We start from the raw sequence: 25,670 nt of genomic DNA on the forward strand, positions 1-25,670 counted from the left end.
CGGTGAGCGCCTCGTCCGCGTTCACGCGCACGGTCCCGCCCATGGTCGCGGTCACGCCGTCGCCCGCTGCCGCGCCGTCCTGGAGGTAGGCCTTCGTCGTGATGCTGATCGCGGGGACCGCCGCGTTGACGTTGACCGCCGCGGTGCCGGCGAAGCCGCCGCCGACCGAGACCGACGTGATCTTCTCGCTCGAGATCGCGTCCACGCTCAGGTTGCCGCTGCCCGAAACCGTCGTCGCGTGGCCGATCCAGGCTTCGGTGTCCTTCGTGAGGACTTCGACGTCGACGCCCGCGCCGACACCGGCCGTGCCGCCGGCGGTGAGGACGCCCGCGAGGCTGAACACCGTCGTCGTGTCCTGCGCGAGGACCGCCGTCGACGTGCCCTGCGTGATCGTCGAGCTCGCGTCGATGTGCGCCTTGGTCGTGTCGCCCGTGACATTGACGACGACGGAGCCCGCGACGCCGGCCGAGTTGCCGCCCGCGCCGCCGACGGCGAGGAAGAGGTAGTGCGCGTCCTGGGTCGCCGAGACGACGAGGCCGCTTCCACCCGCGTGGACCGTCGCGCCCGCGCCGACCGAGGCGTCAACGGTCGAGTCGCGGACGACGACGACGGCGGACGCGCCGACGCCGGCCGAGCCGCCGCCGATCGCAAGGTTGCCCGCCGCGAGGTTGACCGTGCCGGTCTTGGACGCCGTGACGGCCACGCCGCCCGAGCCGGTCACCGAGGCGCCGGCCCCGATGAGCGCGGTCACCTTGGGCGAGGATCCGCCCTGGTTGAGCACGACGACGACGACGGCGCCGGTCACGGCGGCCGAGCTGCCGGACACACCGCCCGCCACGGAGACCTCCGTCATGTTCTCCGCCGACTCGGCGTCGACCGTGACGGTCCCGCCTGCGGTGACGAGCGCGCCCGAGCCGATCGAGGCGGCGGCGTTGACGTTGAAGACGTCGACGATGACGGTGAGGCCCACGGCGGCCGAGCTCTTGGACAGCGAGAGCGCGCCCGCGAAGTCGATGAGGGTGTAGCCGCCCGTGGCCATGACCGTGAGGGACTGCCCAGTCCCGCCGAGTCCGATCGTCTGGTTGACCTTCGCGCCCGCGCCGAGATACGCCTGCGTGTCGATCGAGAAGATCTGAATGACGAACGAGCCGCTCACGGCCGCGCCGCCGCTGCTCGCGCCGCCGCCGGCCGCGACATTCGTGACATTCGGGAGGGTGATCTTGCCCTTGAGCGGCGTCTCGGGCTCCTGGCCCGCGAGGCTCTCGGCGGCGGTCACGGAGATCGCGCCGGACGCGTCGAGCGACGTCGGCGTCGCGGCGGACGAATCGGCGAACGCCTTGGTCGTGATCTCGAAGTAGTTGACGGAGATGGCGCCGCCGATCGCGGTGCCGTTGCCCTTCGAGAAGCCGCCCGAGAGGGCGATGTTCTGGAAGATCACGTTGTCCGCGGCCGCGATCGTGATGCCGCCCGCCGGGGCGGAGACGACGGCGCCCGCGCCGACGGACGCCGTCGTCGTCAGGAGGAGGATCTGGACGGCGGCGGACGCCGCGACGCCGGCCGAGTTGTTGCCGGCACCCGCCGAGATGCCCCAGATGACGAACGTGTTGTGCTTCGAGTCGGGCGTCCCCGCCTTGACGGTCACGCCCGTCTGACCGGTGACGTGCGCGCCCGCGCCGATTGTCGCCGTCGTCGTGAGGATCTGGACGTTGAGGCCGATGGCCGCGCCGACGCCCGTGTCCTTCTGCAAGTCGATCGCGCTGCCCATGCCCCGCGCCGTCGCCGCGGCGAGCATGAGGCCCTGGACGGACACCGCACCGCTTGTCGCCGTGACGGTCACGCCGGCCGCGATGCTGCCCGACGTCGTCGCGTTGACCCAGTTGACGCCGATGGCCGCGGCCACGCCGGTCCCGCCGCCCGAGCTGCCGGACTGCGAGCTCGACTGCGAGTTCGCGCCCGTCGCGCCGTTGGAGCCGTTCGTGCCGCCGGACGAGGACGGCATGCCTGCGGTCGAGGACTTCGTGGACTGCGTGTTCGGGTTGCTGCCGTTGGCCTGCTCGTTGGCCTTCGAATCGCCGCTCTGGCTGTCGGAGTCGCTCGAGCCCTTCGCGCTCGCGACCGACTTCGCCTCGCTCGTGATCTCCGAGGAAGCGAGCACATCGACGGACGCGGCGCTCACGTTCCGTGCGATCGTTGCCGTCGTGCTCCAGCTGACGACCGCGTTGACCGAGACGTCGATGCCCACCGCGGTGCTCTTGCCCGCGGCCTCGGCGTCGCCCACCGTCGAGATGCGGTTCACGTGGGTGGCATGGACGACGACGGCGCCGCTGCCACCGGCAGAGACAGAGTAGCCGGGCCCGCCCGCTGCTGGGGTTCCGAGGCGGGCCTCGACAGTGTCTCCGACGCTCACGACGAGGGCCACGACCGGGGTGACCGCGGTGCCGCCCGAGGTGCCGCCCTCCGCCGTCGTCGGCAGTTCGCGGAAGCCCATCGCGTCGATCGTGAGGGACGTCCCGCCGGTGAGCGTCGCGCCGTCCTGCGCCCCCGCCCGCACCGTGTTGTCGGGGAGGACCGTGAGGGCCACGGACGCGCCGACGCCCGTCGCGGAGCCGACCTCGGCCTTGGACGTGGCCTTCGCGAGATCGTAGGAGTTCGCGAGCGCGGTGAGGGAGACGCCCGCGGTCGTGAGGGTTGCGGAGGCCCCGGTCTGCAGGAGCGCCGCCGTGTGCTCGCTGACGATGTTGATCGCGAGCGCGCCCGCGATGCCCACGGACGTCGCCTTGCCGACACCCGCGTAAGCCGTCGCCGTGACCTCGTGCTCCCAGAGCCGGAAGACCTGGCCGTCGGTGGGGCTCGCGGGGAGGTGGTCGCCGTCGGTGACGGTGATCGTCGTCGCCGTCCACGTATGGCTCGCGCTTCGCTTGTAGATGCCCGGCGCGTTCGAGCCGTCCTGCGCGGTGAGGTTGAAGAGCGTGTCCTTCTCGATGCTGTCCGCGGGGAGGGAGTCGAAGTCGTCGTAGGCGAGCTTCGTGACGAAGACCCACGCCGAGCCGTTCCACTGCCAGACGCTTCCGGCCGGCTGGCCGTCCTTGGGGGCCATGAGGACGAAGAGCTGGTTGGCCGACGGCGTGGTCGGGAGCGTGCTGCCCGAGGCGATCGACGCGCCCGCGTCCGTCTGGAGGATCCACTTGGCGCTCGAGCCGTCGTACTTGTAGATGCCGGCGTTGTGCGCGCTCGCGCCGGACCCAGATTGGGCCTTCGCCGCGGCGAGGTCGCCGGCGGACGGGCCGGGGAGCTGCTTGCCCGAGTCGATCGTCTTCCACGCGCCGTCCGCCGCGTTCCATACGCGCAGCACGTCGCCCACGCCGCCCGGGGTCATGCCCGCCGAGACGACGAGTCCCGTGCCCGTGATCGTCGCGGTGCCCGTGAGCGCGGTGTTCGTGATGTCGACCTTGTTGACCGAGACGCCCGCGCCGATGCCGACGCTCGCATCCGCGGTCGAGTCGCCGCGGCCGGTCGCGCGGGCGTCGGTGTCCGCGGTGCTCGCGAGGGTCACGACGCCGCCCGCGTGGATGACGACGCCGTTGGCGAACCATGTGCGCGACGCGGTCGTGACGACGTTGATCGCGACGGCCGCGGCGACGGAGATCGAGGCGCCGCTGTTGTCGTTGCTCGCGGCCTTCGGCGTCGAGGACGTGCTCGTGGTCTGGCCGTTGCTGTTGTCGCTCTGGGTCTGCTTCGCGGCGCCGAGCTTGGAATCGGCCTTCTGGTTGACGTCCGTGCCGGAGGAGTCCTTGCCGCTCGCGCCGGACGTCGTCTGGCCTCCGGCGCCCTCGGCCGCGGCCTCCGCCGTCGTCGTCGTCGCGGAGGTGCCCGAGGCCTGGAAGGAAACCGCCCCCGAAGAGGTGATGCTGCGCGCGCTGCCCGAGTCGACGCCGTCGTCGACGATGGCGAGCGCGAGGGAAATGCCGAAGCCTGCAGTGGAGCCGACCGTCGTATCGCCCTTGGCGATCGTGGTGGTCGTGGCGTTCTGGGTCGCGGTGGCCTGGACGGCCCCGCTCGCGGTGAGGGCGGTGCTGCTGGCGCCGAGGGAGGCGCTCGTGCGGAGGGTCGCGATCGTGACGGCGACCGCCGGGGTCACGGTCACGCCGCCGCCCTTGCCGCCCGCGTCGACTTCGTTGTCGATCACGCTCGTGGTCGTGGCCTTGATCGTGACGGTTCCGGCGCCCGTGAGCGGGGGCCCGCGGCTCGGGTCGGCGACCTGGTCGATGCCTGCGTACACGGTGTCGTTGACGAGGTTGATGCCCACCGACGCGCCGATGCCGACCGTGCCCGTGCCGTCCTGCTTGGCCTTGGCCTTCGTCGTGCTGTTCGAGCTCGACGCCGCGGTCATGCTCGCGGCGCCGCCCATGAGCTGGACGTTGCCCGTCGTGCCGGCCGGGAGGGTCGTCGTGGCGTCGGCGTGGATGGTCGCGAGCGTCGTGAGGTTGGCGACGTTGAGCGCGAACGCGCCCGCGAGGCCGAGCGTTCCGGACGTGTTGGCCGCGCCCGCGGACGCGGTGGCCGTGATCGTGTGCTGCGTGCTGGACCCCGCCGTGCGCATCGTCGCGCTCAGCGTGAGGCCCGACGCCGAGAGCTGGGACCCGATGCCGAGGCTCGCCTCGTTCCGCACGGTCGCGAGGTTGATCGCGACGGCCGCCCCGATGCCCAGGGTCGAGCTGTTGCTCGCCGAGCCATCCGCGGTGGCCACGGCGTCGGTGTGGTTCGTGGTCGCGAAGCTCGCACTCCCGCCCCCATTGACGGCGAGCGACGTGCTCGGCGCGAGCAGCGCCGTCGTCGTCGACGTCACGAGGTTGATGGCGACCGCGGCCGCGACCGTGATGTTGGTCCCGCCCGAATCCTGCTTCGTGCTCGGCGTCGACGAGCTCGACGTCGTCTTGCCGCCGCTGTTGGTCGACTGGAGGCCCTTGGCCGTGCCGAGGGACTGATCGCCCTTCTGGTTGACATCCTTGCCGCTCGAGTCCTTGCCCGACGCGCCCTGGCCCTCGGCGCCCGCGGCGCTCGCGGTCGCGGTCGAGGAGGACTGCGAGAGCCCGTCCGCGGCGAACGAGACATTCGCGCCGGCGGTCGTGTTGCGGTAGAGCGATGAGTCGACCGTGTGGTCCGCGATGGTCAGCGCGAGGGCGATGCCGAGTCCGAGCGTCGAACCGCCCGAGGAGGCGCCCTTCGCGGTCGCCGTGACGGTCGCGGTCTGGTCCGCGTGGGCCGTGATCCCGCCCGCGAGGCTCAGCGCCGTCCCGGCGAGGATGCTCGCCGTCGTCGACACCTCGCTGATGGTCAGAGCGAGCGACGCCGCGAGCGAGAGGGTCGTCTGGCCCGTCGCCTTCGCGCCGCCCTCCGCATTCGTCGTCGCCTTGTCGCTGTTCGTCGCGGTGATGGCGACGGCGTGGCCGCCCGTGAGCGTCGCACCGGCGCCGATCGTGCCCGCGACCGAGTCGTTGATGAGGTTGAGCGCGACCGAGGCGCCGAGGCCGAGCGTGCCGCCCGTGATGTTCGTCGCGGCCGTCGCCTTCGCGATGTTCTCCGTGGACGAGCCGGCGGTGATCGTGACGTCGCCGGTTGCCGGGAGCGACACCGTGCCCGCGAGCGTGGCCGTGGCCGAGACGTTGACGAGGTTGAGCGCGAACGAGCCCGCAAGCCCGATGTCGCTGCCCGCCGTCGCGCCCGACTTCGCCTCGGCGTCGAACGAGTTGATGCTGTCCGTTCCGACGACGCGCTCGGTGGCGGAGAGGACGAGTGAGCCGACGTTCGCCGTCGCGCCCGCCACGACGCTTGCGAGGACCGTGGCGTTGGCGAGGTTGATCGCGACCGCCGCGCCGATGCCCGCGCCGGACGACGACGTCGCCGAGCCGTCCGCCGTGGCCTTCGCGTCCGTGTCGGCCGCCGCGGCGAACGTCGCCTTGCCCGTCGTGGCAAGCGTGAGGCCGGTCGCGAGGACGGACGTCACCGTCTGCGTCGAGAGCGTCACGGAGATCGCCGCGGCGACGGCGATGGTGCCGGAGCCGCCCGTCGAGCCGCCGCTGTCCGTCGTCGCCTTGGGCGAGGTCGGCGCCGTCGTCGTCTTGGTGCTGTTCGCGTTCTGGAGGCCCGCCGCGGTGCCCGACGTCGAATCGGCCTTGCCGTTGACGTCCTTGCCGGACGTGTCCGAGCTCGTGCCCTTCGCGCCCGCCGCGCTCGCGGTCGATGCGTCAGAGACCTGGGACGTGCCCTCGGCGAGGAAGCCGACGTCTGCGCCAGCCGTGAGCGAGCGGTCGAGGGAGGAATCGACCGCGTGGTTCGCGATCGTCAGGGCGAGCGAGAGGCCGAGGGCGAGCGTGCTGCCGCCCTGCGCCGCGCCGTTGGCGGTGCCGGTCACGGTCGCGGTCTGGGCGGCGTGGAACGTTGCCCCCGCGGAGATCGTCGTCGCCGGGCCGGCCAGGATCGACGCAGTCGTCGAGACGTTGCTGATCGTGAGCGCGAGGGACGCCGCGAGGGACAGCGAGCCGGAGCCGCTCGCCGCCGCGCCGCCCGACGACGTCGTCGTCGCCTTGTCGCTGCCCGTCGCCGTGCCGGTGAGCTGATGCGCGCCCGTCACGGTCGCGCTCGAGCCGAGGCTCGCCGTCGTGTCGTCGTTGATGAGGTCGAGGGCCACGGACGCGCCGAGGCCGGACGCGCCGCCCGAGGCATCCGCCTTCGCCGCCGCGCTCGCCGTGTTCTCGGTCGCCTGGCCGGCCGTGAGCGTGACGTCGCCGGACGCCCCCGTGACGGTGGCGTTGATCGTGAGCGCCACGGTGCCGAGCACGAGCGCCTGCGTCTGGACGTTCACGAGGTTGAGCGCGAACGAGCCCGCGAGGCCGATATCGGCGCCCGCCGTCGCCCCCGAGGTCGCCTTCGCGGAGAGCGTGTTGACGTTGTCGGCGCCGAGCACGCGCTCGGTCGCGGACAGGGCGAGCGAGCCCGCATTGACGATCGCGCCTGCGGGGACGATCGCCTGCGTCGCGACGGTCACCTTGTTGATCGCGACGGCGGCGCCGATGCCGAGCGACGACGGCGACGTCGCGTCGCCCTTCGCCTCGGTCACCGAGTCGGCGTTCGTGTCCGCGGCGAAGGCGGCCGCGCCCGACGTCGTGAGCGTCATGCCCGCGGCGAGCTCCGCCGTCGTCGTCACGCCGACGATGCTGATCGCGATCGCCGCGGCGACGCTGATGCTGCCCGAGCCGCCCGAGGTCTTGTCGACCGTGGTCTTGGGCGTCGCACTCGTCGACGTCGTCTTGCCGCCGTTCGCGGTCTGCTTGCCCTTCGCGTCGCCGAGCGCGGCGTCCGCCTTGCCGTTGACGTCCTTGCCCGAGGTGTCGCTGCCCTCGCCCTGGGCGCCGGCCGCGCTCGCGGTTCCCGTCGTCGTCGTGGACTCGGTGTGGTGCGCCGTGAAGCTCGCCGACGCGGCCGAGAGCGTGCGGTCGAGCGGGGCGGACGACGTCGCGTCGAGGACCGTGAGCGCGAGGGCGATGCCGAGCGCGAGGGTCCCGCCCGAGGCCGCCATCGCGGCGCCCTTCGCGGTGGTCGTGGCCTTCGCCGTCTGGTCGGCGGTCGCGGAGACGGCTCCCGAGAGCGTCGTGGTGCCGAGGCTGGGATCGGCTCCACCGATTCCGGCGATGGTCGATACGTTCGCGAGCGTGATCCCGATGGCCGGCGCGAGCGAGATGTTCGCTCCGCCTGCTCCACCGTCGATCGCAGTCGTCAGCGTATCGCTGTTGGTCGCCTGGATGGTGAAGTTGTTGATGCCCGTGAGTGGGGGCCCGCGCGTGCCGAGCGCGAGCTCGTCCACTCCTGCGAACACTTGGTCCGTCACGAGGTTGAGGCCGATCGAGGCGCCCATGCCGAACGTGCCGCCGCTTCCGCCCGTCGACTGGGCCGACGTCGCCGAGGCGCCGTTCGCGGACGACGACGACGCCGTCGCCGCCGCGTTGCCCGAGCCGCCGAGGTTCACGCCGCCGAGCGGGTCGGTCGTCGTTGCGGTGGCCGCGTGGATGGCCGCGGTCGTCGAGAGGTTCGCGATGTTGAGCGCGAACGATCCCGCGATGCCCAGGCTTCCGCCCGCGCTGCTCGCGCCGGACTTCGCCGTCGCGCCCGTGCCGTTCGCGATCGGGGTGCCCGGGGCCGAGGGGTCGGCATGGTTGAGGGCCGTGAGGGTGAGGCCCGTCGCGGCGAGGCTCGCGCCCGCGCCGATCGAGGCCTCGTTGACGACCGTGGCCTTGTCGATCGCGATGGCAGCGCCGATCACGTTGCCGCTTCCGCCGGTCGTCGCGGAACCGTCCGCGCTCGCCTGCGCAGTCGTCGTGTTGGCCGACGCGTACGAGGCCTTGCCCGGCGTGCTGAGCGTCGTCGCGGGGGCCTGCTCGGACGTCGAGGACGAGGTCACGAGGTTGAAGGCCATCGCCGCGGCGACCGTGATCGGGGCGCCGCTGCTGTCGCTCGCGGCGGGCGTGCTGGCCGCGCCCGAGCCGCTTCCGCCGTTCGTGGACGACTTGCCGCCCGCGAAGCCGAGCTGCGAATCCGCCTTCTGGTTCGCCGTCTTGCCCGAGCTGTCGGTGCTCGTCGGGCTGCTCGTCGAGCCGCCCTGTGCACCCGCCGCGGAGGAGGTCGCCGTCGTCGACGTCGTCGACTTGCCGTCGGCGCTCATCGCGACATCGCCGCCTGCTGTGGTGCTGCGGTCGATCGACGAGTCGACGGCGTGCGTGGCCGACGTGAGGGCGAAGCTGATGCCGGCCGCGAGGCTCGCCCCGCTGCCTGCCGTGGTGCTGCCGGTCGCCGTCGTCGTCGCCGCCGCGGTCTGGATCGCGGTTCCGGTGAGCGCGCCCGCCAAGGCGAGCGCGGGGCCGGAGAGGATCGAGGCGAGGGTCTGGACGTTCGAGATCGTGATCGCGACGACGCCCATGAGGGACGCGTTGCTGCCGCCCTGGGCGCCGCCTGTCGCGGAGGTCGTCGTCGCGTCGCTGCCGGTGGCTGAGAGGGTCAGCGCTCCGGCGCCCGTGAGGCCTGCGTCCTTCACGAGCCGCGCCGCGACGATCGTGTCGATGATGCCGAGGGCGATCGACGCCCCGATGCCAACCGATCCGCCGGACTGGGCCGCATTGGCGGTCGCCGAGTCGACGTGGTTGCCGGTGGCCTTGAGGGCGACAGCCGGTGCGACTCCGGCCGTCGCGCCCGTGAGCGCGTTGCCCGCGCCGCGGATCTCCGCGAGGGTCTTGCCGTTGACGAGCGTGAGGGCGAACGAGCCGGCCGCGCCGACGCCCGTGCTGGCCGAGGAGGCCTTGCCCGAGGTCGCGCTCGAGGCGAAGTTCGAGCCGCCCGTCCGCGTCTCGTCCGATTCGACCGTGACCGAGCCCGCCTGGATGACCGCGCCGCCCGCGATGAACGCCTCGGTCACGAGAGTCGCGACGCCGATGCCGATGCCGACCCCGACGCCGCTTCCGCTGCCATCGGTCGAGCTGCCGTCGCCGGTAGCGGTCGACGCGACCTGCGACACGGACTTGAGGAGGAGCGCGCCGGCCGTGACGAGGTTCGCGGCCTGGACCGCGACCGTCGTCACCGCGTTGAAGACGCTCACGGCGAGCGCGCCCGCGAGCCCGATGGCGCCGTCGGCCGTGGTCGCCTGGCCGTTCGCGCGGGACGGATCGTTGACCGGCTTGTCGTTCGCCGTCGAGCCGCCCTTGCCGGCCTTCGCGCTCGCGGTGTTCGCGCCGTCCACCGTGGCCGTGAGCGTGATGCTCGCGGCGTTCGTCGGCGTCGCGCTCGTCGAGTCGATGACCGCCTGGGTCGTCTGGCTCAGGTTGACGACGGCGATGCCCGCGCCCGAGGTCGCGAGGCTCGCGTCGCCGACTCCGTTGAGGCCTGCGTGGTTCGTCGCGCCGATGTTCAGCGCGCCCGTGACCTCGAGGTGGGCCGTGTTCGTGACCTTGCTGACCGCCGTCGTGCTCACGGTGATGATCGCGACCGACGCGTCCTTCGACGCGGTGCCGCTCGAATCGGCCGAGCCTTCGCTCTTCGCGGCGTCGGAGCCCGGGGTCGCCCCCGCGTCGACCGACGACGACGAGCTCACCGTCGTCTTCCCGGTCGCCTTGACGACTGCCGTTCCCCCGATCGTGACCTCGGCGTCCGAGGAGACGATCGCGGCGTCCGCGTACTTCTTGACGAGCGTCACGGGGCCGACGGTCGACTGCGAGGAGAGGACGACGTCGCCCGTTGCCGTGAGCTGGGTCGTGCCGAGGAGGGAGACGAGCGCCTTCGAGGAGACGTTGACGGCGTACGCGAGCGTGTCCGTCGGATCCGGGGTGACGCTCGCGGTCGCCTGGGCCGTGAAGGCGCCCGAGGTGACCTGGCTGTCCTGGAGGGTGACCTCGACGTCGCCGCAATGGGTCGCGAGGGTCGCGCAGCTCCGCGGGTTCGTGAGCGGGTTGCTTGGGCCGCCGGTCACGGTGTCCGCGGCCGCGAGAGTTACATTGCCGGCCGCGAGAGCCGTTCCCGACGTGAGCGCGATCTTCTGGAAGTCGAGGACGAGGGCCGCAGCGCCGAGCGAGATTGTGCCGCTCAGGGTGATCGTGTTCCAGCCGGCGCCGCCGTCGACGGTGAGCGAGGAGGTGGGCGCCGAGAACGTCGTGGACTCGAAGCCGCCGTTCGTGCTCGCGAGCGTGAGAAGGCCACCCGCCTGCGTCAGGGTGGCCTTGTCGTCGCCCGAGCCGAGCACGAACTTCAGGTCGGTTGCGGTGCCCGTGTTCGTGATCGGCTCGATGTCGGTGTAGTTGATCGTCGTCGCATCGAGGTAGAGCGTCCCCGTCGTGCCGTTGACGGCCACCGACCGTTCGCTGACGACCGTGCCCGCCGTGACGAGCGTGTCGAAGCCGGGGCCGCCGTCGAAGCTCACCGTGATGTTCGGGTTGGCCGTGCCGCGATCGACCGTGAGCGTGTCGTCACCGATCGTCCCCATGACCGAGATGCTCGAGATCGTGGACAGGGCGCGCGACTGGCCCTCGAACGTGACCGTGCCGTCGGCGTGGAACGCGAGGGTCGCCGCCGTCGAGTGCATCTGGAGGGCCCACGGCGTGGGTGCCGCCGAGGTCGGGGCCGGTGACGCCGAAGTCGGGGCCGGTGACGCCGAAGTCGGGGCCCCTGCCGCCGAGGTCGGGGCCGGCGACGCCGAAGTCGGGGCCGGCGACGCCGAAGTCGGGGCCGGCGACGCCGAAGTCGGGGCCGGCGACGCCCAGGTCGGGGCCGGCGACGCCGAAGTCGGGGCCGGCGACGCCGAAGTCGGGGCCGGCGACGCCCAGGTCGGGGCCGGCGACGCCGAAGTCGGGGCCGGCGACGCCGAAGTCGGGGCCGGTGACGTGCTCGACGTCGTCGTGGTGGATGACGCCGGGGCCGTCGCCGTCGAAGTCGCCGAAGTCGGCGCCCCTGCCGCCGAAGTCGGGGCCGGTGACGTGCTCGACGTCGTCGTGGTGGATGACGCCGGGGCCGTCGCCGTCGAAGTCGTCGAGGTCGGGGCCCCTGCCGCCGAAGTCGGGGCCGGTGACGTGCTCGACGTGCTCGGAGCCGGGGTCGGCGCGGGGGCCGGGACGGTGAGCGTCGTCGTCGTCCGTCGCTCGCCGGGGTTGAGCACCCGGCTCATGAGGTCGGAGCCGCCCTCGATGTCCGCGAGGCCCAGGACGTGCCCGAGCTCGTGGGCGATGACGGTCTGGAGGTCCATCCGGTTCGTGGCGACCGAGCCGACGCTCCAGCCCCACCCCGCCGCGTTCGGGCTCACCGTGATGGCGGTCCCGTTCGTGACGGCGAGGGTCGTTCCGGAGAGCGGGGCGATCGCGAAGTGTGCGGCGCTCACGTCGTGGCCGGACCACAGCGCGGCGGCAGCCCCGTAGACAGATTGGATGTCCGCGAGCGTGATGGCGGTGGTGACAGGGGCCGCGGGAAGCGATGGGGCGTCTTGGTGATTCGCGAGCTCTGGTCCACTGAGGGACCATTGCCCCGTTCGGAAGGCCGCGACGTTGAAGGTCCCGCTCGGTGTGGCCATCGCGAACGCCATGGCGAACGCTGCCGAGACGGCTACAAGCCGCTCAACAACCCTCCAGAGCGCAGACGAGACCACGGATCGGCCACCGATCACTAGGGACGATGCGATGCATCGTCGACCACAGAACATTCCCCACTACGTACCTGTGTGTCGACGGCCGGCGATAGAGATATTCCGCCAGCACTCCGACGACAACCGCAGCCCAGAAACGGCATGCGGCCTGCGAAGCCCTCCCGCTTGACGGGGTCGTCGAACGACTCCTCCGACAGCGGGTCGGAACCGCATTGGCGATTCCGACGATGAAGCTAGACCCATATGAGCCGGCTCGTCAAGAGCCGTCAAATGCAGTCACAGAGCTATCCAATATTGACGGCATTCGTTATATACAAACGGATGTTTTGTCACGAATGTGGAATTGCGCTGAATTGCGCTGGAAGCGCTTCCGATTCGCCGATCACAACCGTCCCACCAATGTCGGGATCGCGCACGATTCGCGCGCTGAAACCCGCATCCGCGAAAAGGGCCGCCGTCCCACTCGATTGGTGCTTGCTCGTCTCGATGAGCAGGTGCCCACCGGGCGCGAGCCACTCCCCCGCCCCGGCCGCGACGCGCCGCTGGAGGTCGAGGCCGTCGGCACCCCCGTCGAGCGCGGCCCTCGGCTCGTAGTCGCGGGCCTCGGGCGGCATGAACGCAATCGCGCTGCTCGGCACGTAGGGGGCATTCGCCGCGATGACACTGACGCGACCGCGCAGGCTTCGCGGCAGCGCCGCGAACAGGTCCCCCGCGTGGGCCTGGCCACCGAACGGCCCGACGTTGCGGCGCGCGACCTCGACGGCGATCGGGTCGACGTCGGCCGCGTGCAGCTCGACGCCCGGCACCGCGCTCGCCACAGCCGCCCCCACGGCGCCGCTCCCGCAGCAGAGGTCGACGACGACGGGCGCGGAACCGCCGTCGTCGGCCGCCTTTGCGGCGGAGACGGCGGCTGCCGCAAGCGCGGCAGCCTCGCGCGCGAGCAACTCGCTGCGCCTCCGCGGGACGAACACGCCGGGCTCGACGGCGATGCGGAGCCCGTGGAACTCGGCCCAGCCGAGTACGTATTCGAGAGGCTCACCCCCGATGCGGCGTTCAGCAAGCGCTTCCAGAATTGGTCCTGAACGCGCCGCCTCTCGGAGGAGCTGAGCCTCGTCTTCGGCGAAAACGCACCCCGCGGCACGCAGCCGCGCGACCAGCGGATCGCCCGCGCTTGTCACACGCGACGACGATCCGAACTCTGGCTCCTCGAAGGTCACGGCGATAGTCTGCCATCACCCATCGGGCCAGCGTGGCCCCGACTCTTACGGAGGAACCATGGCAGGGCACACCTACAGCGTCTCGGAGATCGTCGGAACCTCCCCCGAGGGCATCGACCAGGCGATCAAGAACGGCCTCGCCACCGCGGCGCAGACCGTCCGCCACATCGACTGGTTCGAGGTCCAGTCCATCCGCGGTCACATCGACGAGGGCAACGTCGCCGACTGGCAGGTCACGCTCAAGTTCGGCTTCCGCCTCGAACGCTAGCTCGCGGCCGAGCCCCAAAATGTCGGCCCCAACCCCTAACCTGAACCCGTGTTCAGTCCTTGGGGGGCATTGCGCGACCTGACGCACGTCACGCTCCATTTCGTCGTCATGCCAGACGGGGCCGCGGGCCGCACGGACGGCGTCGGCCGAATCTGGCTCGACAAACGCCTGCAGCAGGCGGAGCGGCGCTGCGCGCTCACGCATGAACTCGTCCACCTCGAGCACGGTCACACGAGGTGCCAGGGGCCGCGCGTCGAGCGGCGCGTCCGGGCGGAAGCAGCCCGGAGGCTTATCAGGTTCGAGCATCTCGAGGACGCGTATCGCTGGACTCAGCATCCGGCCGAGCTCGCCGATGAGCTGTGGGTGACGGCCGGCGTCGTCCTCGATCGTCTCGACGGGCTCACCGACGACGAACGGGCACAGCTCGCGAAGATCCCCGGCCACGCGTGACTCCCCCTGTTGAGCGGGGTCGCGAGAGAAGGTCGGAATCCGACCGCCCAACCAACGTCTTGACCGATAATCCCGAGCCAGGCCCGGAAGAAAGAAAAAGTCCCCTCCCTCGGCCCGAGGGTGGGGACTTTCTCAAGGTTCAGACGCGCCCGGGGTGCCACGTGGGGGACATGGCACTTTTCACTCGCACCAAGCCCGGGCGCGCCTTGCTCAGCGTACACCTTCGTCTCGGTGGTGCGGGGCCGATCTCCGTGTTGCCCACGATACGGACTCAGTGGTGCGGCGCGCTCGGTGCCCGTGTGTCGTCTGCTCTTCTCGCAGTTCGCTAACCTTTGGAGGTGCATGAGGACTCGTGGCTCGGCGACGCCGCCCAATTCCTGAAAGTCTTGGGCAACGCGCCTCGTCTGCGGATCCTCCTGCACGTGAGCCGCGAGCCAAGCAGCGTCGCGAGCCTCGTCTCGAAGTCCGGCATGTCCCAGGCTCTCGTCTCCCAGCACCTGCGGACCCTGCGGCTCGCCGGGGCCGTCCGCGCGGTCCGCTCAGGGCGCGATGTGACCTACCACGTGACGGACGGCTACGTGACGCAGATCCTCATGCACGCCCTCGCCCACGTCGACGACCCCGAGGCACGGCCCCAGCCCAGCCCCTCGAGCACGGCCCACCACAGGGCGCCGTCGGAGGTACAAGCCCCCGCGGCCCTGCCGCAGGACGCGGCGGGAGCGACCCGCTCGGAACCGTCTCGCCATGAGGATCCGGCCCGAGACGACCGCCAGCACACGCGGCATCTCCATCGGCTCGATGCCATCGTGAAAACCTTCATGGCGTACGAGCACATCGGGAGCGACACACACCTCGACTGACCCGCCGAGGACCCTGTCCGGCTCCGTCACGGGCTGGCGAAATGGTAGCCCGAGAACGGGCAAGGCCCCCGCCGGGGGAGGGCGGGGGCCTTTGTCAGGAGATGCCCACACGGCCGTTTGGGGGGATCCGTCCGTGCGGGCAATAGCCAATATAGCGCAGCCGTTGCATCGTGTGCAGCAGAACACAGCAAAAACCCACGCAAAATGGAAAAACGAAATAAGTCGGGCGACCGGTTTTGTTCTCGATGAATGTTCCCGTGACACGCAATCCGGAACTGTCGCTCTCAATATGCGGCGGCGGTCGTCCCATGAGATAAAAATGACATGCGACAAACAAACGGCTCGACGACCCACCCTGTCGACGGCAGGTATGTTCACCGAGTCTCGGTGTCGGAAACTTTCGTCGGCCCCGCCTCGCACGTTGGCGGCAACCGCTTCAGCGTGCCGGCCGTGTGGCCCCGCGTCCACGGGACGTACCGCGTGGGCTCTACTCCGCCGGACTCCCTGCTCTTGTGCGAGACGTTCAGGCAGGCCTCGTACGTCGTGTGCCACACGCAGCGGGGCGTCCCGCTCGGACGGAAGTTCCTCCTGTCGCAGATGGCGCTGCACGACGTCCGCCCTCTGGAGGACCCCGAGCGCCCCGAAACGCCGACGGTGACGGTCGACGTCGTCGAGCTCGGGCGCGTCGAGTCCGAGTCGGCCCCCGTGCGGGTCGCGGGCGAGATCGCCCTTCCCGGCGGTTTCCGGGCAACGCTCGCGGCCTCCGGAGCAATCTTGTCCGAGAGGATCTATCAGAGGGTGCGCGGCGACCTCCCCGCCCGCCGCGACGGGGCAACGCACGCTGGCCGCGCGCCGTCGTCGTCCGCCGTCCTGGCGCCGGGGAATGGCGAGCCGAACAGCTGGAGCCTCGTGGTGGACACCGCGCACCCCTCGCATTTCGACCACCCGCTCGACCACGTTCCCGGGTCTCTTCTGCTCGACGCGGCGAGATCCGCGATGCGGACCGCCCTCGGGCAGCCGGAGGCGGAACCGGCCTCGATTGACGCCTCGTTCGCGCATTTCGTCGAGCTCGCGGAGCCGACCGAGGTCCAGCTTGTCACCGACGGCGAGTCGATGACCGTTGACTTCGTCCAGCGGGGCGCGAGCCGAGCCCGCATCAGCCTGGGCACGCCGAAGGCCAGCGCATGAGCGCGCGGGGGCGCACGCTCGTCGTGGGGGCATCGGGGTTCATCGGCTCGGCCGCGGTGCGCGCGCTGGCCGAGGCCGGCCACCCGGTCCGGGGGCTCCTCCGCGAACCCGCGGACGCCGACGGGCCCGACGGCGTCGAGTTCGCCCCCGGGTCCCTCGACGATGAGGCGGCGCTGCTCGCCGCGTGCGAGGGGGTCGCGACCGTCGTCCACGCCGCAAGCTACGTGGGCTCGGATCCCGAGCAATGCGCCCACGTCAACGTGGACGGCACGAGGCGGCTCCTCGGGGCGGCGGCAAGCGCGGGGGTCGGTCGCGTGATCTACGTGAGCACGACGGCGGTGTACGGCACCGGACCCCATCGCGGCATTGCGGTCGACGCCGTTCCCCACCACCCCGAGTCTCCCGCGAGTACGTCGCGGCTCGCCGCCGAACGGCTCGTCCTCGGGGCGGGCGGCGCGGTCGTGCGCCCCAACATCGTGCACGGCCCGGGCGACCGTTGGTTCGCCCCACACCTCGCCAACCTCGTGCTCAAGCTCGGCGGGCTCATCGAGGGCGGCGCGGCCCGGATCTCGGCGATTTCGGCCGCGGATCTCGGGCGGCTCCTCGCGGGACTCGCCGTCGGCGAAGTTCCCGCGAGGACCGTCCTGCACGCCGCGCATCGCGAGCCGGTCGCCGTGAGGGATCTGCTCGCGCAGCTCGCCCCGGACCCTGATCGTCTGCCGTGGGCCCGGTCAGTTCCGTTCGAAGAGGCCGTCGCGTTCGCGAAGCCGCTCGGCGTCACACGCCATCAGATCGCCATGGTCGCGTGGGACCACTGGTACGAATCTGACGCGATCTGGACCTTGGCGGGCCTGCTCAGCTAGCCGAGCAGGATGTCGATCGTCTCCTGCGGATGCGAGTAGAAGGGGGAATGACCCGCCTTCAGCCGATGGATCCGGGCTGACGGTGTACGCGCAGCCATCAGCTCTTGGAGGGCCGGGGGAATCGCCCTGTCCTCGCTGCAGATCACGTACTCAGTCGGCGGAAGGACTGCCCCACCGAGGCTTACCGGTGTTGCGAAGAGGGACAGCGGCTGAGGTGTCAGCTTCGCGACCGCCTGCTGCGCCAGATGAGCCGGAACTCCGTTGCCGAAGATTTCATTGGCCTTCTCGAGGTTGAAGGTCGCGACCGGGGGGTCGCCCGCAACGGAGATGTTCGCTTGAACGCCGTCACCCGCCCCTTCCGGAAGGTGCGTGAGGTCCAGGAGCGACTCGCCGTCGACAGGGCGGAACGCCGTGACGTAGACGAGCCGGGAGATCAGCTCGGGGACCTGCGCCGCCACTTGGGTCGTGACGATCCCGCCCATGCTGTGCGCCGCCAGAACCGAAGGCTCATCGGAGGCCTTCAAGGCCTCGATGATCCGGTCGACGGCGGATTCGAGGGTGACCCCCTCAACCGGGGTATGGTCATCGCCGGATCCTGGCAGATCAGGGGCGACGACGGCGTGGCCCTTCTGCGTCAACCCTGCGGCAACCTCAGACCAGCACCATCCGCCATGGAAGGCGCCGTGGACAAGAACGAAGTGTGTCATGAATCACAAGCTATAGCCGCCCACAGAGGGCGGCCAGCGGGTTTCCGTTCAATGAAAGCGCCAGAAACGCCCTAGTCCCGTATGCCCGCGACGCCGAACTCAGCGAAGAGCTTCGCGGGAACGGAGCTCGCCTCCTCCACCAAGTGGGGAGCGACCATCGCGGGAACCAGGAGGCTCCACAGGTGTTCGACCCGCTCGAGCAGATCGGACCGCTCGGCGAGCATTTCGGACACGAGCTGCACCCCCGTGAACGCACCCACCATGTAGCGGGCCAGGTCCGCCGCCGGCAGGACCGGACGAAGGATGCCGTCGGCGATCCCGCGATCGATGATGCCCTCGGTCGAGGCGACCCAATCGGAGTAGAGCGCGCGGAGGTCGCGACCGACCTCAACCCCCTCCAGTGTCAGACGGATGCCAGCCCGGACGACAACGTCGTCAAGGAGCTGGCGGCAGAAGTCCACGGACAGGAGCACGAGGGTATCGAGCGCTGATCGACCCATGGCGGCCACGATGACCGCACCCTCGAGCACGGCCTTGTGCTGCTCGTCGATCACCGCGCTCGCAAGCTCTTCTTTGGACTTGAAATGGAAGTAGAGGGCACCCTTGGTGACATTCGCCCTCGCGACGATGTCGCTCAGCGACGCCTGGGCGTAGCTGTGCTCGGCGAAGACCTCCGCGGCCCCCCTGATGATGGCATTCCTCGTGATGACTGCCCGTTCCTGCAGCGACACCCTCAATCTCCTCCGTTCCCCGTGACCACGAGCCATGCTAATCGGACCGCGCGCTCGGTTCAGCCTCACCCCCAGCACGGCGCGTCCGAACCCCTAAGTCACAAATGTGACCTATGCCCTATACAACCATGAGACAAAGGGGTAACATACCGGACATCCGGTATATGGTTCTCTCTGGGGATGGAACTGCGCAACGGGTGCATCGCGAGTCGGGGGACGAGCGGTGCAAGGCGAGGACCCGCCTCTACCACTGGGGGGAGAGGCGGGTCCTGTCCGGTTAACCGGGCTCATCTCTGAGGACGTCCGTGCGCTCGTCATAGAACGCGATGAGCTCCTTGATCTGGCCTGAATCGGGCAGGGGATTCTCGTAGCTCCACGCGACGTTCTGCCCCTTGGAGCCAGCCCCGCGGACGGACCAGTAGGACGCGCGCCCCTTGTAGGGGCAGATCGTCTGCCGATCGGAGGGCTCGAGAAGCGTCATATTGACATCGGAGCGCTGGAAGTACGTGCGCACGGGAATCATCGTCTCGTAGACGAAAACGGGGCTCGCGCTCTCGGCCAGGACCACGCCGTCGTACTCCACCCGGACCCGCTGCGAGCCGAGCCGGGCATCGACCCGGTGGAACGGATCGCGCGGGTGGCCTTCGACCGCCTCCTCGTCCTCCCACCACCGATCGAACGCGGAGTAGTCAAGCAGGAGATATTCCGAGAGCTCCGGGTCGTCTGGCCGGAACGCGGCCTCGGGCAGCTCGAATCCGGGCGCCCTGAGCGTGAAATCCTGCCCCGGACCGTGGCGACGGCCGAACGCAGATCGGGGCTCGTGGGCCGTGACGTCCGCCGGCACGATTTCGGCCGCGATGTCCGCGGGTGGCACCGCGTACACGGGGATGTACCCGCGCGCCTCCCACACGAGGACCGCGCGGCGGGAGTCCACGAGGATCCTGCCGGACGACTCCGCGCGGATCCTCGCAGCGGTCGGCTCGTAGCGCAGCTCGTCGCGGAGCCGGCGCATCTCGCTCCGCATCTGAAGAGCCATATTCTCAGTCCTTTCCGTGACAGTCCCGGCCCCGGCGAGGCGCCGGTCTGGGCGCGCGCATCCTTCCGGTACTCCTCCTACCCCGCGACTGGGCTTTCACACGGCGCAGCACGAAAGGCGGGAGACATCCGCGGTGTACGACTGCGCGGCGATCTTGAGGCCCTCCGCCATGGTCAGGTAGGGGGCCCAGCGGGATGCCAGTTCGTGGACGGTGGTTCCCGAGGCGAGCACGTGCACGCCCGCCGCGGCGAGTTCGCCGGCGTCGTGTGCGACGGCGGTGATCCCCAGGATCCGCCCGGACTCCTGCTCGGCGACGATCTTGATGAACCCCCGCGTGTCCCGATTCACGAGGGCCCTCGGCACAAACTCGAGCGGAAGCACCCGGCACTCGCAGGGGATCCCGCCGTCGTTCGCCTGCCGGTCCGTGAGGCCGACCGCGGCGACGGCGGGGCTCGTGAACGCCACGCGCGGCATATGGCGGTAGTCCACCTCGCGGCCCGCGCCTGTGAACGCGTTGTCGACGGCGAGGGCGCCGTGGGACGCGGCGACGTAGACGAACTCGTGATGACCCGTGACGTCGCCCGCGGCCCAGACCCGATCGTTCGACGTTCGGAGCTGGCCGTCGACGACTGCCTCGCCGCGAGGCCCCGTCGTCACGCCGATCCGGTCCAGGCCGAGTCCGCGGGTGACGGGCCGGCGTCCCGTCGCCATGAGCACCCGCGCGGCCGAGAATTCCGCGGGGGCGCCGGCGACGTCAGCGGTCACGGTCACCCCCGCGCTCCCCCGGGCGACGGCGGTGGGCACGGCCCGGCGGACCACTCGGATCCCCTCGTCGTGGAACACCGAGGAGACCGCCATCGAGACCTCAGGCTCCTCGCCCGAGAGGATGCGCGAGCGGACGAGCATGGTCACCTTCGAGCCGAGCCTCGCGAAGAGCTGGGCCTGTTCGACGGCGACGAACCCTCCGCCGATCACGAGCAGCGATTCAGGCACTTCCTCGAGCTCCATGGCCGTCTGCGACGTGAGGTAGTCGACGTCGGCCAGTCCGGGCAGCTTGGGAATCCACGGGGTGGATCCAGTCGCGATGAGGTAGTGGCGCCCCCGAAGGCGCGCGGCCCCGCCGTCGGCCGTGTTCCCGCCGTCGTCTGTGTCCTCGCCGTCGTCTGTGTTCTCGCCGCCGTCTGTGTTCTCGCCGTCGGCGGGGCACCGGACGACGACGACCGGCTCGCCCGCGGTGCCCGCGAACTCGGCACGCCCCTTGAGGATGCGCCACCCGTAGTCCTCGGCGAGGTCCACGTATTTCTCGCGCCGCATCCACTCGACGAGGGCCCGCTTGCCGTCCATGAGCGCCGGAAGATCGAGGCCGAGCGACGCCGCGGCGAGGCCCGGGAAGCGGCCTGCATCGACCGCCGTGTGGCGGGCTTCGGCGGCCGCGAGCAGTGCCTTCGACGGAACGCAGCCCGTGTTGACGCACGTCCCGCCGACCGTTCCGTTCTCGACCATCGCGACGCTCAAGCCCAGCCCCGAGGCCCGGATCGCGGCGGCGAAGCCCGCGCTGCCCGAGCCCACGATGACAAGATCCAGATCTTCCACCGGCATACGGTTCCTCCTTCGCTTCGCTGTCACCACGCTCGCCCTTCCAGCGGCTGGAAGGTCAAGAGGAAGGAGGCCGCGGGGCGTTGACACGCACGTGAGTCCCCGCGCTCAATGTTTCGTAGACCGTGCCTTTCGGCGCGGGTTTGCGATGACGCGCCGGATCGGCTGGGGATCCTCTTCGTTCCGAACGGCAGCTCAGCTCGGACGGGACGACGCCCGCGGCACCGGGTTCCGGCGTCGCAGGGTCCAACTGGCCCCGCCGCCGGGTCTGCGAATCCGGAATCCTCGCGAAGAACACTCGTGGAGGCACGCGCGGACGCCAACTCCTTGCACGGACGCGAGAATCGTTGAACACCATGATGCGCAAATTCCTTGCCTTTCTCGTGGCGCTGCCGCTCCTGGTCTTCACCGCTGTGCAAGCGGGGGCCGCAACGGAGAAGAGCGCCTTCGACTACCACGTGGGCGACGCCCTGATCCAGAGCCTCGGCTTCCCCGTGGGGGACAAGGCGATGGCCGAGAACGGCGACGTCGTGACCATCGTCGCCACAGGAACGTTCGATACCGTCAGCGGGACCGCGACAGGAGGCGGGACGTTCTCCCACCACGAAGTCGCTGCCGGACGAACCATCACCGGGACGTTCGTGACAACGGGGCTCATCAGCTTCCAGTCCTATGGCAACGCCACCCCGCAGGGCCTCCCGCCGTCGTTCTTCGGCGGAAAGCTCATGCTCTCCATCGTCGCGACACCCGACGTGGCACCCAACCTGCACCTGCCCGCCACGTTGACCGTCGAATGCGTTCTCGGAAACCCGCCCGCGGGCGCCGTGGAGGGCATCCGGGTCAACGTCTATGACGTGATCAACTTCAACAAGACCGTTCCGGAAAGCGGGAACAACGTCTTCATCCAGCACTAGTTCCCCATGCGTGTGGCGCCCGCCTCGCCATCGCGAAGCGGGCACCCCGCCTGTTCCGAACGCGGGCATAGGAACCGCCTCGCCGGCGTTGGCACGGACAGACCTTTGCGAGGGAGGAACGATGCACATCGCCGAGGCCGCACACGCGGCAGGGACGACGGCGAAGACGCTGCGGTTCTACGAAGACATCGGGCTCCTGCCCGACGTCGATCGAACGCCTTCGGGCTACCGCGACTATTCGCCAGAGTCGATTCAGCGCGCGGCGTTCATCCGCAGAAGCCGCGCCTCGGGCTTGAGCCTCGAGCAGACGCGGGGCGTCCTGGCCATCCACGACGCCGGAGCGAAGCCCTGCGACGAGGTCCGGGAGCAGCTCGCCGACCAGCTGCGCTCGATCGATGCCCGCATCGCCGAGCTCCAATCGCTCAGGCACGCCGTCGCGACCCAGCTCGCGGCCTCCGCATCGGGGCCGGCCGAATGCGCGAGCGAGGAGATCTGCAGCTACCTCTGACCGGGCCCGCGGGCGGCCGCCCTCACAGGAGCCGCACCGCGCCCACCGCGTCGACCAGGCACGCTGCGCCGAGTAGCTGCACGTTCCCATCGCGCCGCCCGCACCTGTAGCAAAGTGCTACATTTGAACCATGACTGCGATGCCAACGCACCCTACGCGCATCGACCATGACGTGTACGAGGCCGCCAAGGCTGAAGGCGGAAGTGCTGCCGAGAGGATCAATCGGTGGGCCCGTATCGGCCGGGAACTTGAGGCCACAAGCACCGGTTCAGCCGTGGCCCGAGTGTTGGCAGGCAACGGCTCGTATGATGCTCTGGCCGAGCGGGAGCAGGCCTTGGTCCGGGCAGCGTGGGACGAGCGGATCGCGGCAGCGCTCGCGTCGCTGACCTTCGAGCAGGAACTGCTCGCCGCCGGTGAGGCGTGGGCCGAAGCTGATGACGAGGGCAACCTCGTCATCAGGGGCGGCGAGTGAATTCACCCGTCCTGCATCTTCTCGCCGGTCCCAACGGGGCCGGCAAAACGACCTTCGTTGAACGGGTCCTCGGCCCAAGCACCGGACTGCCTTTCATCAATGCCGATGCCATCGCTGCCCAGAGGTGGCCCGGCACCGAGCTAGAGCACGCCTACGAGGCGGCAAGGGCCGCGGACGAGCAGCGAAATAGGCTGCTGGCGGCCGGGGCGTCATTCATCACCGAAACCGTGTTCAGCCATCCGAGCAAGGTCGAGCTCGTCGAACAGGCTGCCGCCCTGCGGTACCTCGTCACCCTGCACGTGATCCTGATTCCCGAGGAGACCACCGTCCGACGCGTCGAGTACAGGGCTTCCCACGGCGGCCACGGTGTTCCCGAGGACAAGATCCGCGGCCGCTACTCGAGGCTCTGGTCCCATATCGCGACCGCACGGCTGGTTGCCGACCGGGCCAGGTTCTACGACAACAGCAGGGCCGCAAGCCCATTCCGATTGGTTGCCGTGTACGAGCATGGCATCGAGGCAGGGTACTCCCATTGGCCGAAATGGACGCCGCCCGCGCTGACTTCGGTTTAACGCATGCCTGCGGCGACTCTCATCCCGCCGTCTGAGGGTCCATCGCCCTCAGAACCTCCGCAAGCCCGGTGATCGGGAGATCCGGGAACTCGGCACGGGTGGGGCCGACGTCGAACGCGGCACCCCCCGAATCCATCCACAGCGCCGCCTCCGCCATCCGCGCCATGAAGGGCGAGAACGGGCGGGCGACGGCCCCCATCGCCCTGAGCGCGGCGATCGGTATCCGCCGCACGTGCCCACGACCTGCGCGCGCCACGAGCGCGGCCGCGAGTCCGTTGAACGTGTGCGTCTCCGAGCCCCACTCGATCGACCGATTCCGCAGCGCCGGGTCCGCGAGCGCGCGGCGGACGATCCCGGCGGCGTCGGCCGTTGACGTGAACGTGACGTCCGCGCGACCCGAGCCGAAGACCGGGACGATGCCCTTGGACGCGAGCGCCCCGCCGAGGACATCGAGCTGCTGCTCGAGGCTCGCCCCCAGCCTGATCACCGTCCAGGCCACCCCCGAGGTCTTCACGGCTTCCTCCGCAGCGTGCTTCATCCTGAGGAACTCGAGGGGCGCATCCGGTGCGGCGCCGACCATCGACATCATGACGATGTGCTCGACGCCGGCCTGCGCGGCGGCCGCCGTGAGCCGAAGCGCGCCATCGCGGTCCACGCTCCTGGGGTCGCCACCTCGGGCCAGGCCGAACCCCGACGCCGCGAACACCACTTTCCGGACGCCGTCGACCGCCCGTTCGCAGTCCGTACCCGAGGCGAGGTCGCCGCGGACACGTTCGACGCCGTCGTGCGCTTCTTCGGGGATGGGCTGGGAGATGCCGCGCGAGAAGGTGCGCACGGCCTCGCCGGCGTCCGCGAGGTCGGCAACGAGCCGTCGGCCGAGGCGGCCCGTTCCGCCGGCGACGAGGATCAACGCTGGCCTCCTGTGGACGCTCCGCTCGCTGCGCGGATCGCGTCGTCGACATCACCTGAGCCTTGGTCTACCGGCTCCACATAGAAGCGGACGGCGGCGAGCAGATTGTCGCGGACGGCGAAGAGGGAGACGCCGGTCATCTGGACGGCCACGCCATCGCGCCGAGTGCCCTCGTTGCTCCACTCCATCCACACCGTGCCGTCCGGGGCAGTCGTCGCAGCGTGCACGGTGACGCGGAGGTCGGGGACGCCTGCGAAGAGGCTTTCCCAGTTCTTCCGCACCTGGGCGCTGCCCGTGAAGCTGCGGGCTGGGTGGTTGGGGGTGACGTTCTCGTAGTCGTCGGCGAACTCGGCGAGCATTGCGTCGAGGTCGTGGCGGTTGGCGGCGTCGACCATGCGGCGGACCGGCCCGTCGGGAAGGAGTTCTATTCCTGACGCGTCCATGAGGTGCTCCTGTAGTGGTGGGGATGGGCGGAGGCTGGTACGCTCATTTCAATACAGCGAACTGTACTGATTGGAGTATAGGCCTCGTGTCAGAAGCGGTCAAAGGGTCCGGCGGGGTCCGCAACTACGACTCGTCGCGCCGAAGGGAACGGGCCAACGAGTCGCGTCGTGAGGTCCTCTCCCGTGCACGCGAGCTCCTGCTATCGCAGGGATTCGGCACGACGACGATCGCGCAGATTGCGCGCGCGGCCGGAGTCTCGGGCGAGTTTGTCTACAAGAATTTCGGCGGAAAACCCGGGCTCGTGCGCGCCATCTACGACGAGAGCCTGCTCGGGATTGCAGACACTCCCGCCGAGGCCCGGTCGGATCGCGCGCAACAGACCGAGACCGACCCGCGGGCCCTCATGGCCCAGTTTGGCCGGTTCGTCGCCGAGATCAGCCCACTCGGCTCGCCCGTCCTGCTGCTCATCCGCGACGCCGCGGCGAGCGGCGACGCCGACATGGCCGTGCTCCTGCGCGAAGTCGACGATCTGCGATACCAGCGCATGCTGCACAACGCACGCCAGGTGATCTCGCGCGAGCTGCTCCGTCCCGGCCTGAGCGAGGCCGAAACCGCCGACGTCTTCTTCGCGATGACATCTGCAGAGCTCTACGAGACCCTCGTCCTCAAACGCGGGTGGACTCCCGAGCGCCTCGGACGGTTCGTCGAGGCGACGCTCGTGGCACAACTGCTGTGAGGTCGCCCTGACGCGCGCCAACGCCGCGC

Annotated in this window: 19 protein-coding genes (1 of these 19 cut by a window edge); 11 read left to right on the plus strand and 8 right to left on the minus strand. The window is 70.2% G+C overall.

The features are described 5' to 3' along the window. Positions 1–11,119, minus strand: the 5' portion of a protein-coding gene (locus RBS12_RS03305; protein ID WP_307964639.1) for a hypothetical protein. 23,309 nt of this gene lie to the left of the window's left edge; 11,119 of the gene's 34,428 nt are visible here — the first part of the coding sequence; the start codon lies at positions 11,117–11,119; the stop codon falls past the left edge of the window. On the opposite strand from RBS12_RS03305, the gene RBS12_RS03310 reads away from it, so the two are divergent. After that, a complete protein-coding gene (locus RBS12_RS03310) occupies positions 11,019–11,945 on the plus strand; it encodes a hypothetical protein (RefSeq protein WP_307964640.1) in 927 nt (308 codons plus the stop codon). The genes RBS12_RS03305 and RBS12_RS03310 overlap by 101 nt on opposite strands. A gap of 553 nt (positions 11,946–12,498) precedes the next feature. Here RBS12_RS03310 and RBS12_RS03315 read toward each other — a convergent pair. Next, complete coding sequence (locus RBS12_RS03315; RefSeq protein WP_307964641.1) at positions 12,499–13,386, minus strand: putative protein N(5)-glutamine methyltransferase; 888 nt, start codon at positions 13,384–13,386, stop codon at positions 12,499–12,501. 58 nt (positions 13,387–13,444) lie between these two features. On the opposite strand from RBS12_RS03315, the gene RBS12_RS03320 reads away from it, so the two are divergent. The 5 genes from RBS12_RS03320 to RBS12_RS03340 all read left to right on the plus strand — a co-directional run bounded on the left by RBS12_RS03320 (position 13,445) and on the right by RBS12_RS03340 (position 17,015). After that, positions 13,445–13,654: a dodecin gene (locus RBS12_RS03320; protein WP_307964642.1), complete on the plus strand. Its 210-nt coding sequence runs from the start codon at positions 13,445–13,447 to the stop codon at positions 13,652–13,654. Between the two features lie 48 nt (positions 13,655–13,702). After that, entirely contained in the window at positions 13,703–14,104 is a 402-nt protein-coding gene (locus tag RBS12_RS03325; protein ID WP_307964643.1) for an ImmA/IrrE family metallo-endopeptidase, read from the plus strand. A 338-nt stretch (positions 14,105–14,442) separates the two neighbouring features. Continuing rightward, on the plus strand, positions 14,443–14,964 hold the full coding sequence (locus RBS12_RS03330; RefSeq protein WP_307964644.1) for a metalloregulator ArsR/SmtB family transcription factor: 522 nt from the start codon (positions 14,443–14,445) through the stop codon (positions 14,962–14,964). Between the two features lie 324 nt (positions 14,965–15,288). Beyond that, positions 15,289–16,152 (plus strand): AfsA-related hotdog domain-containing protein, encoded by an 864-nt coding sequence (locus tag RBS12_RS03335; RefSeq protein WP_307964645.1) that lies wholly within the window; start codon positions 15,289–15,291, stop codon positions 16,150–16,152. Then, a complete protein-coding gene (locus RBS12_RS03340) occupies positions 16,149–17,015 on the plus strand; it encodes an NAD-dependent epimerase/dehydratase family protein (RefSeq protein WP_307964646.1) in 867 nt (288 codons plus the stop codon). Before RBS12_RS03335 ends, RBS12_RS03340 begins: the two co-directional genes overlap by 4 nt. Here the strand turns inward: RBS12_RS03340 and RBS12_RS03345 are convergent. From RBS12_RS03345 to RBS12_RS03360, 4 genes are all read right to left on the minus strand, one after another. Next, the gene (locus RBS12_RS03345) at positions 17,012–17,722 is read right to left on the minus strand and encodes an alpha/beta fold hydrolase (protein WP_307964647.1); all 711 of its coding nucleotides are present in this window, start codon (positions 17,720–17,722) and stop codon (positions 17,012–17,014) included. The genes RBS12_RS03340 and RBS12_RS03345 overlap by 4 nt on opposite strands. 71 nt (positions 17,723–17,793) lie before the next feature. Next, the gene (locus RBS12_RS03350) at positions 17,794–18,453 is read right to left on the minus strand and encodes a ScbR family autoregulator-binding transcription factor (RefSeq protein WP_307964648.1); all 660 of its coding nucleotides are present in this window, start codon (positions 18,451–18,453) and stop codon (positions 17,794–17,796) included. Positions 18,454–18,730: 277 nt separating this feature from the next. Continuing rightward, positions 18,731–19,489, minus strand: a complete 759-nt coding sequence (locus RBS12_RS03355; RefSeq protein WP_307964649.1) for a DUF427 domain-containing protein — start codon at positions 19,487–19,489, stop codon at positions 18,731–18,733. Between the two features lie 96 nt (positions 19,490–19,585). Next, a complete protein-coding gene (locus RBS12_RS03360) occupies positions 19,586–21,088 on the minus strand; it encodes an FAD-dependent oxidoreductase (RefSeq protein WP_307964650.1) in 1,503 nt (500 codons plus the stop codon). Positions 21,089–21,441: 353 nt separating this feature from the next. Between RBS12_RS03360 and RBS12_RS03365 the strand changes: the two genes are divergently transcribed. The 4 genes from RBS12_RS03365 to RBS12_RS03380 all read left to right on the plus strand — a co-directional run bounded on the left by RBS12_RS03365 (position 21,442) and on the right by RBS12_RS03380 (position 23,551). Continuing rightward, a complete protein-coding gene (locus tag RBS12_RS03365; protein ID WP_307964651.1) occupies positions 21,442–21,999 on the plus strand; it encodes a hypothetical protein in 558 nt (185 codons plus the stop codon). Between the two features lie 121 nt (positions 22,000–22,120). Continuing rightward, complete coding sequence (locus tag RBS12_RS03370) at positions 22,121–22,507, plus strand: heavy metal-responsive transcriptional regulator (protein WP_307964652.1); 387 nt, start codon at positions 22,121–22,123, stop codon at positions 22,505–22,507. 130 nt (positions 22,508–22,637) lie between these two features. Further along, positions 22,638–22,979, plus strand: coding sequence for a hypothetical protein (locus RBS12_RS03375; protein WP_307964653.1), 342 nt, complete (start codon positions 22,638–22,640; stop codon positions 22,977–22,979). Beyond that, entirely contained in the window at positions 22,976–23,551 is a 576-nt protein-coding gene (locus RBS12_RS03380) for an AAA family ATPase (RefSeq protein WP_307964654.1), read from the plus strand. The genes RBS12_RS03375 and RBS12_RS03380 overlap by 4 nt, the downstream gene beginning before the upstream one ends. A gap of 19 nt (positions 23,552–23,570) precedes the next feature. On the opposite strand, the gene RBS12_RS03385 is transcribed toward RBS12_RS03380, so the two are convergent. Next, on the minus strand, positions 23,571–24,461 hold the full coding sequence (locus tag RBS12_RS03385) for an NAD(P)H-binding protein (RefSeq protein ID WP_307964655.1): 891 nt from the start codon (positions 24,459–24,461) through the stop codon (positions 23,571–23,573). Next, complete coding sequence (locus RBS12_RS03390; protein ID WP_307964656.1) at positions 24,458–24,904, minus strand: nuclear transport factor 2 family protein; 447 nt, start codon at positions 24,902–24,904, stop codon at positions 24,458–24,460. Before RBS12_RS03390 ends, RBS12_RS03385 begins: the two co-directional genes overlap by 4 nt. Before the next feature lie 86 nt (positions 24,905–24,990). Here RBS12_RS03390 and RBS12_RS03395 point away from each other — a divergent pair, with 86 nt between their 5' ends. Next, the gene (locus tag RBS12_RS03395) at positions 24,991–25,641 is read left to right on the plus strand and encodes a TetR/AcrR family transcriptional regulator (RefSeq protein WP_307964657.1); all 651 of its coding nucleotides are present in this window, start codon (positions 24,991–24,993) and stop codon (positions 25,639–25,641) included. Positions 25,642–25,670: the final 29 nt, after the last annotated feature.

The sequence above is a fragment of the Sinomonas sp. ASV322 genome (assembly GCF_030908245.1).
GTDB lineage: Bacteria > Actinomycetota > Actinomycetes > Actinomycetales > Micrococcaceae > Sinomonas.

Bases quoted from the DNA above. Each gene is read 5' to 3' on its own strand.
- RBS12_RS03360 (WP_307964650.1), bottom strand. From the start codon at position 21,088: ATGCCGGTGGAAGATCTGGATCTTGTCATCGTGGGCTCGGGCAGCGCG.
- RBS12_RS03365 (WP_307964651.1), top strand. From the start codon at position 21,442: ATGATGCGCAAATTCCTTGCCTTTCTCGTGGCGCTGCCGCTCCTGGTC.
- RBS12_RS03345 (WP_307964647.1), bottom strand. From the start codon at position 17,722: ATGACACACTTCGTTCTTGTCCACGGCGCCTTCCATGGCGGATGGTGC.
- RBS12_RS03340 (WP_307964646.1), top strand. From the start codon at position 16,149: ATGAGCGCGCGGGGGCGCACGCTCGTCGTGGGGGCATCGGGGTTCATC.
- RBS12_RS03335 (WP_307964645.1), top strand. From the start codon at position 15,289: ATGCGACAAACAAACGGCTCGACGACCCACCCTGTCGACGGCAGGTAT.
- RBS12_RS03390 (WP_307964656.1), bottom strand. From the start codon at position 24,904: ATGGACGCGTCAGGAATAGAACTCCTTCCCGACGGGCCGGTCCGCCGC.
- RBS12_RS03375 (WP_307964653.1), top strand. From the start codon at position 22,638: ATGACTGCGATGCCAACGCACCCTACGCGCATCGACCATGACGTGTAC.
- RBS12_RS03370 (WP_307964652.1), top strand. From the start codon at position 22,121: ATGCACATCGCCGAGGCCGCACACGCGGCAGGGACGACGGCGAAGACG.
- RBS12_RS03320 (WP_307964642.1), top strand. From the start codon at position 13,445: ATGGCAGGGCACACCTACAGCGTCTCGGAGATCGTCGGAACCTCCCCC.
- RBS12_RS03310 (WP_307964640.1), top strand. From the start codon at position 11,019: ATGACCGAGATGCTCGAGATCGTGGACAGGGCGCGCGACTGGCCCTCG.
- RBS12_RS03355 (WP_307964649.1), bottom strand. From the start codon at position 19,489: ATGGCTCTTCAGATGCGGAGCGAGATGCGCCGGCTCCGCGACGAGCTG.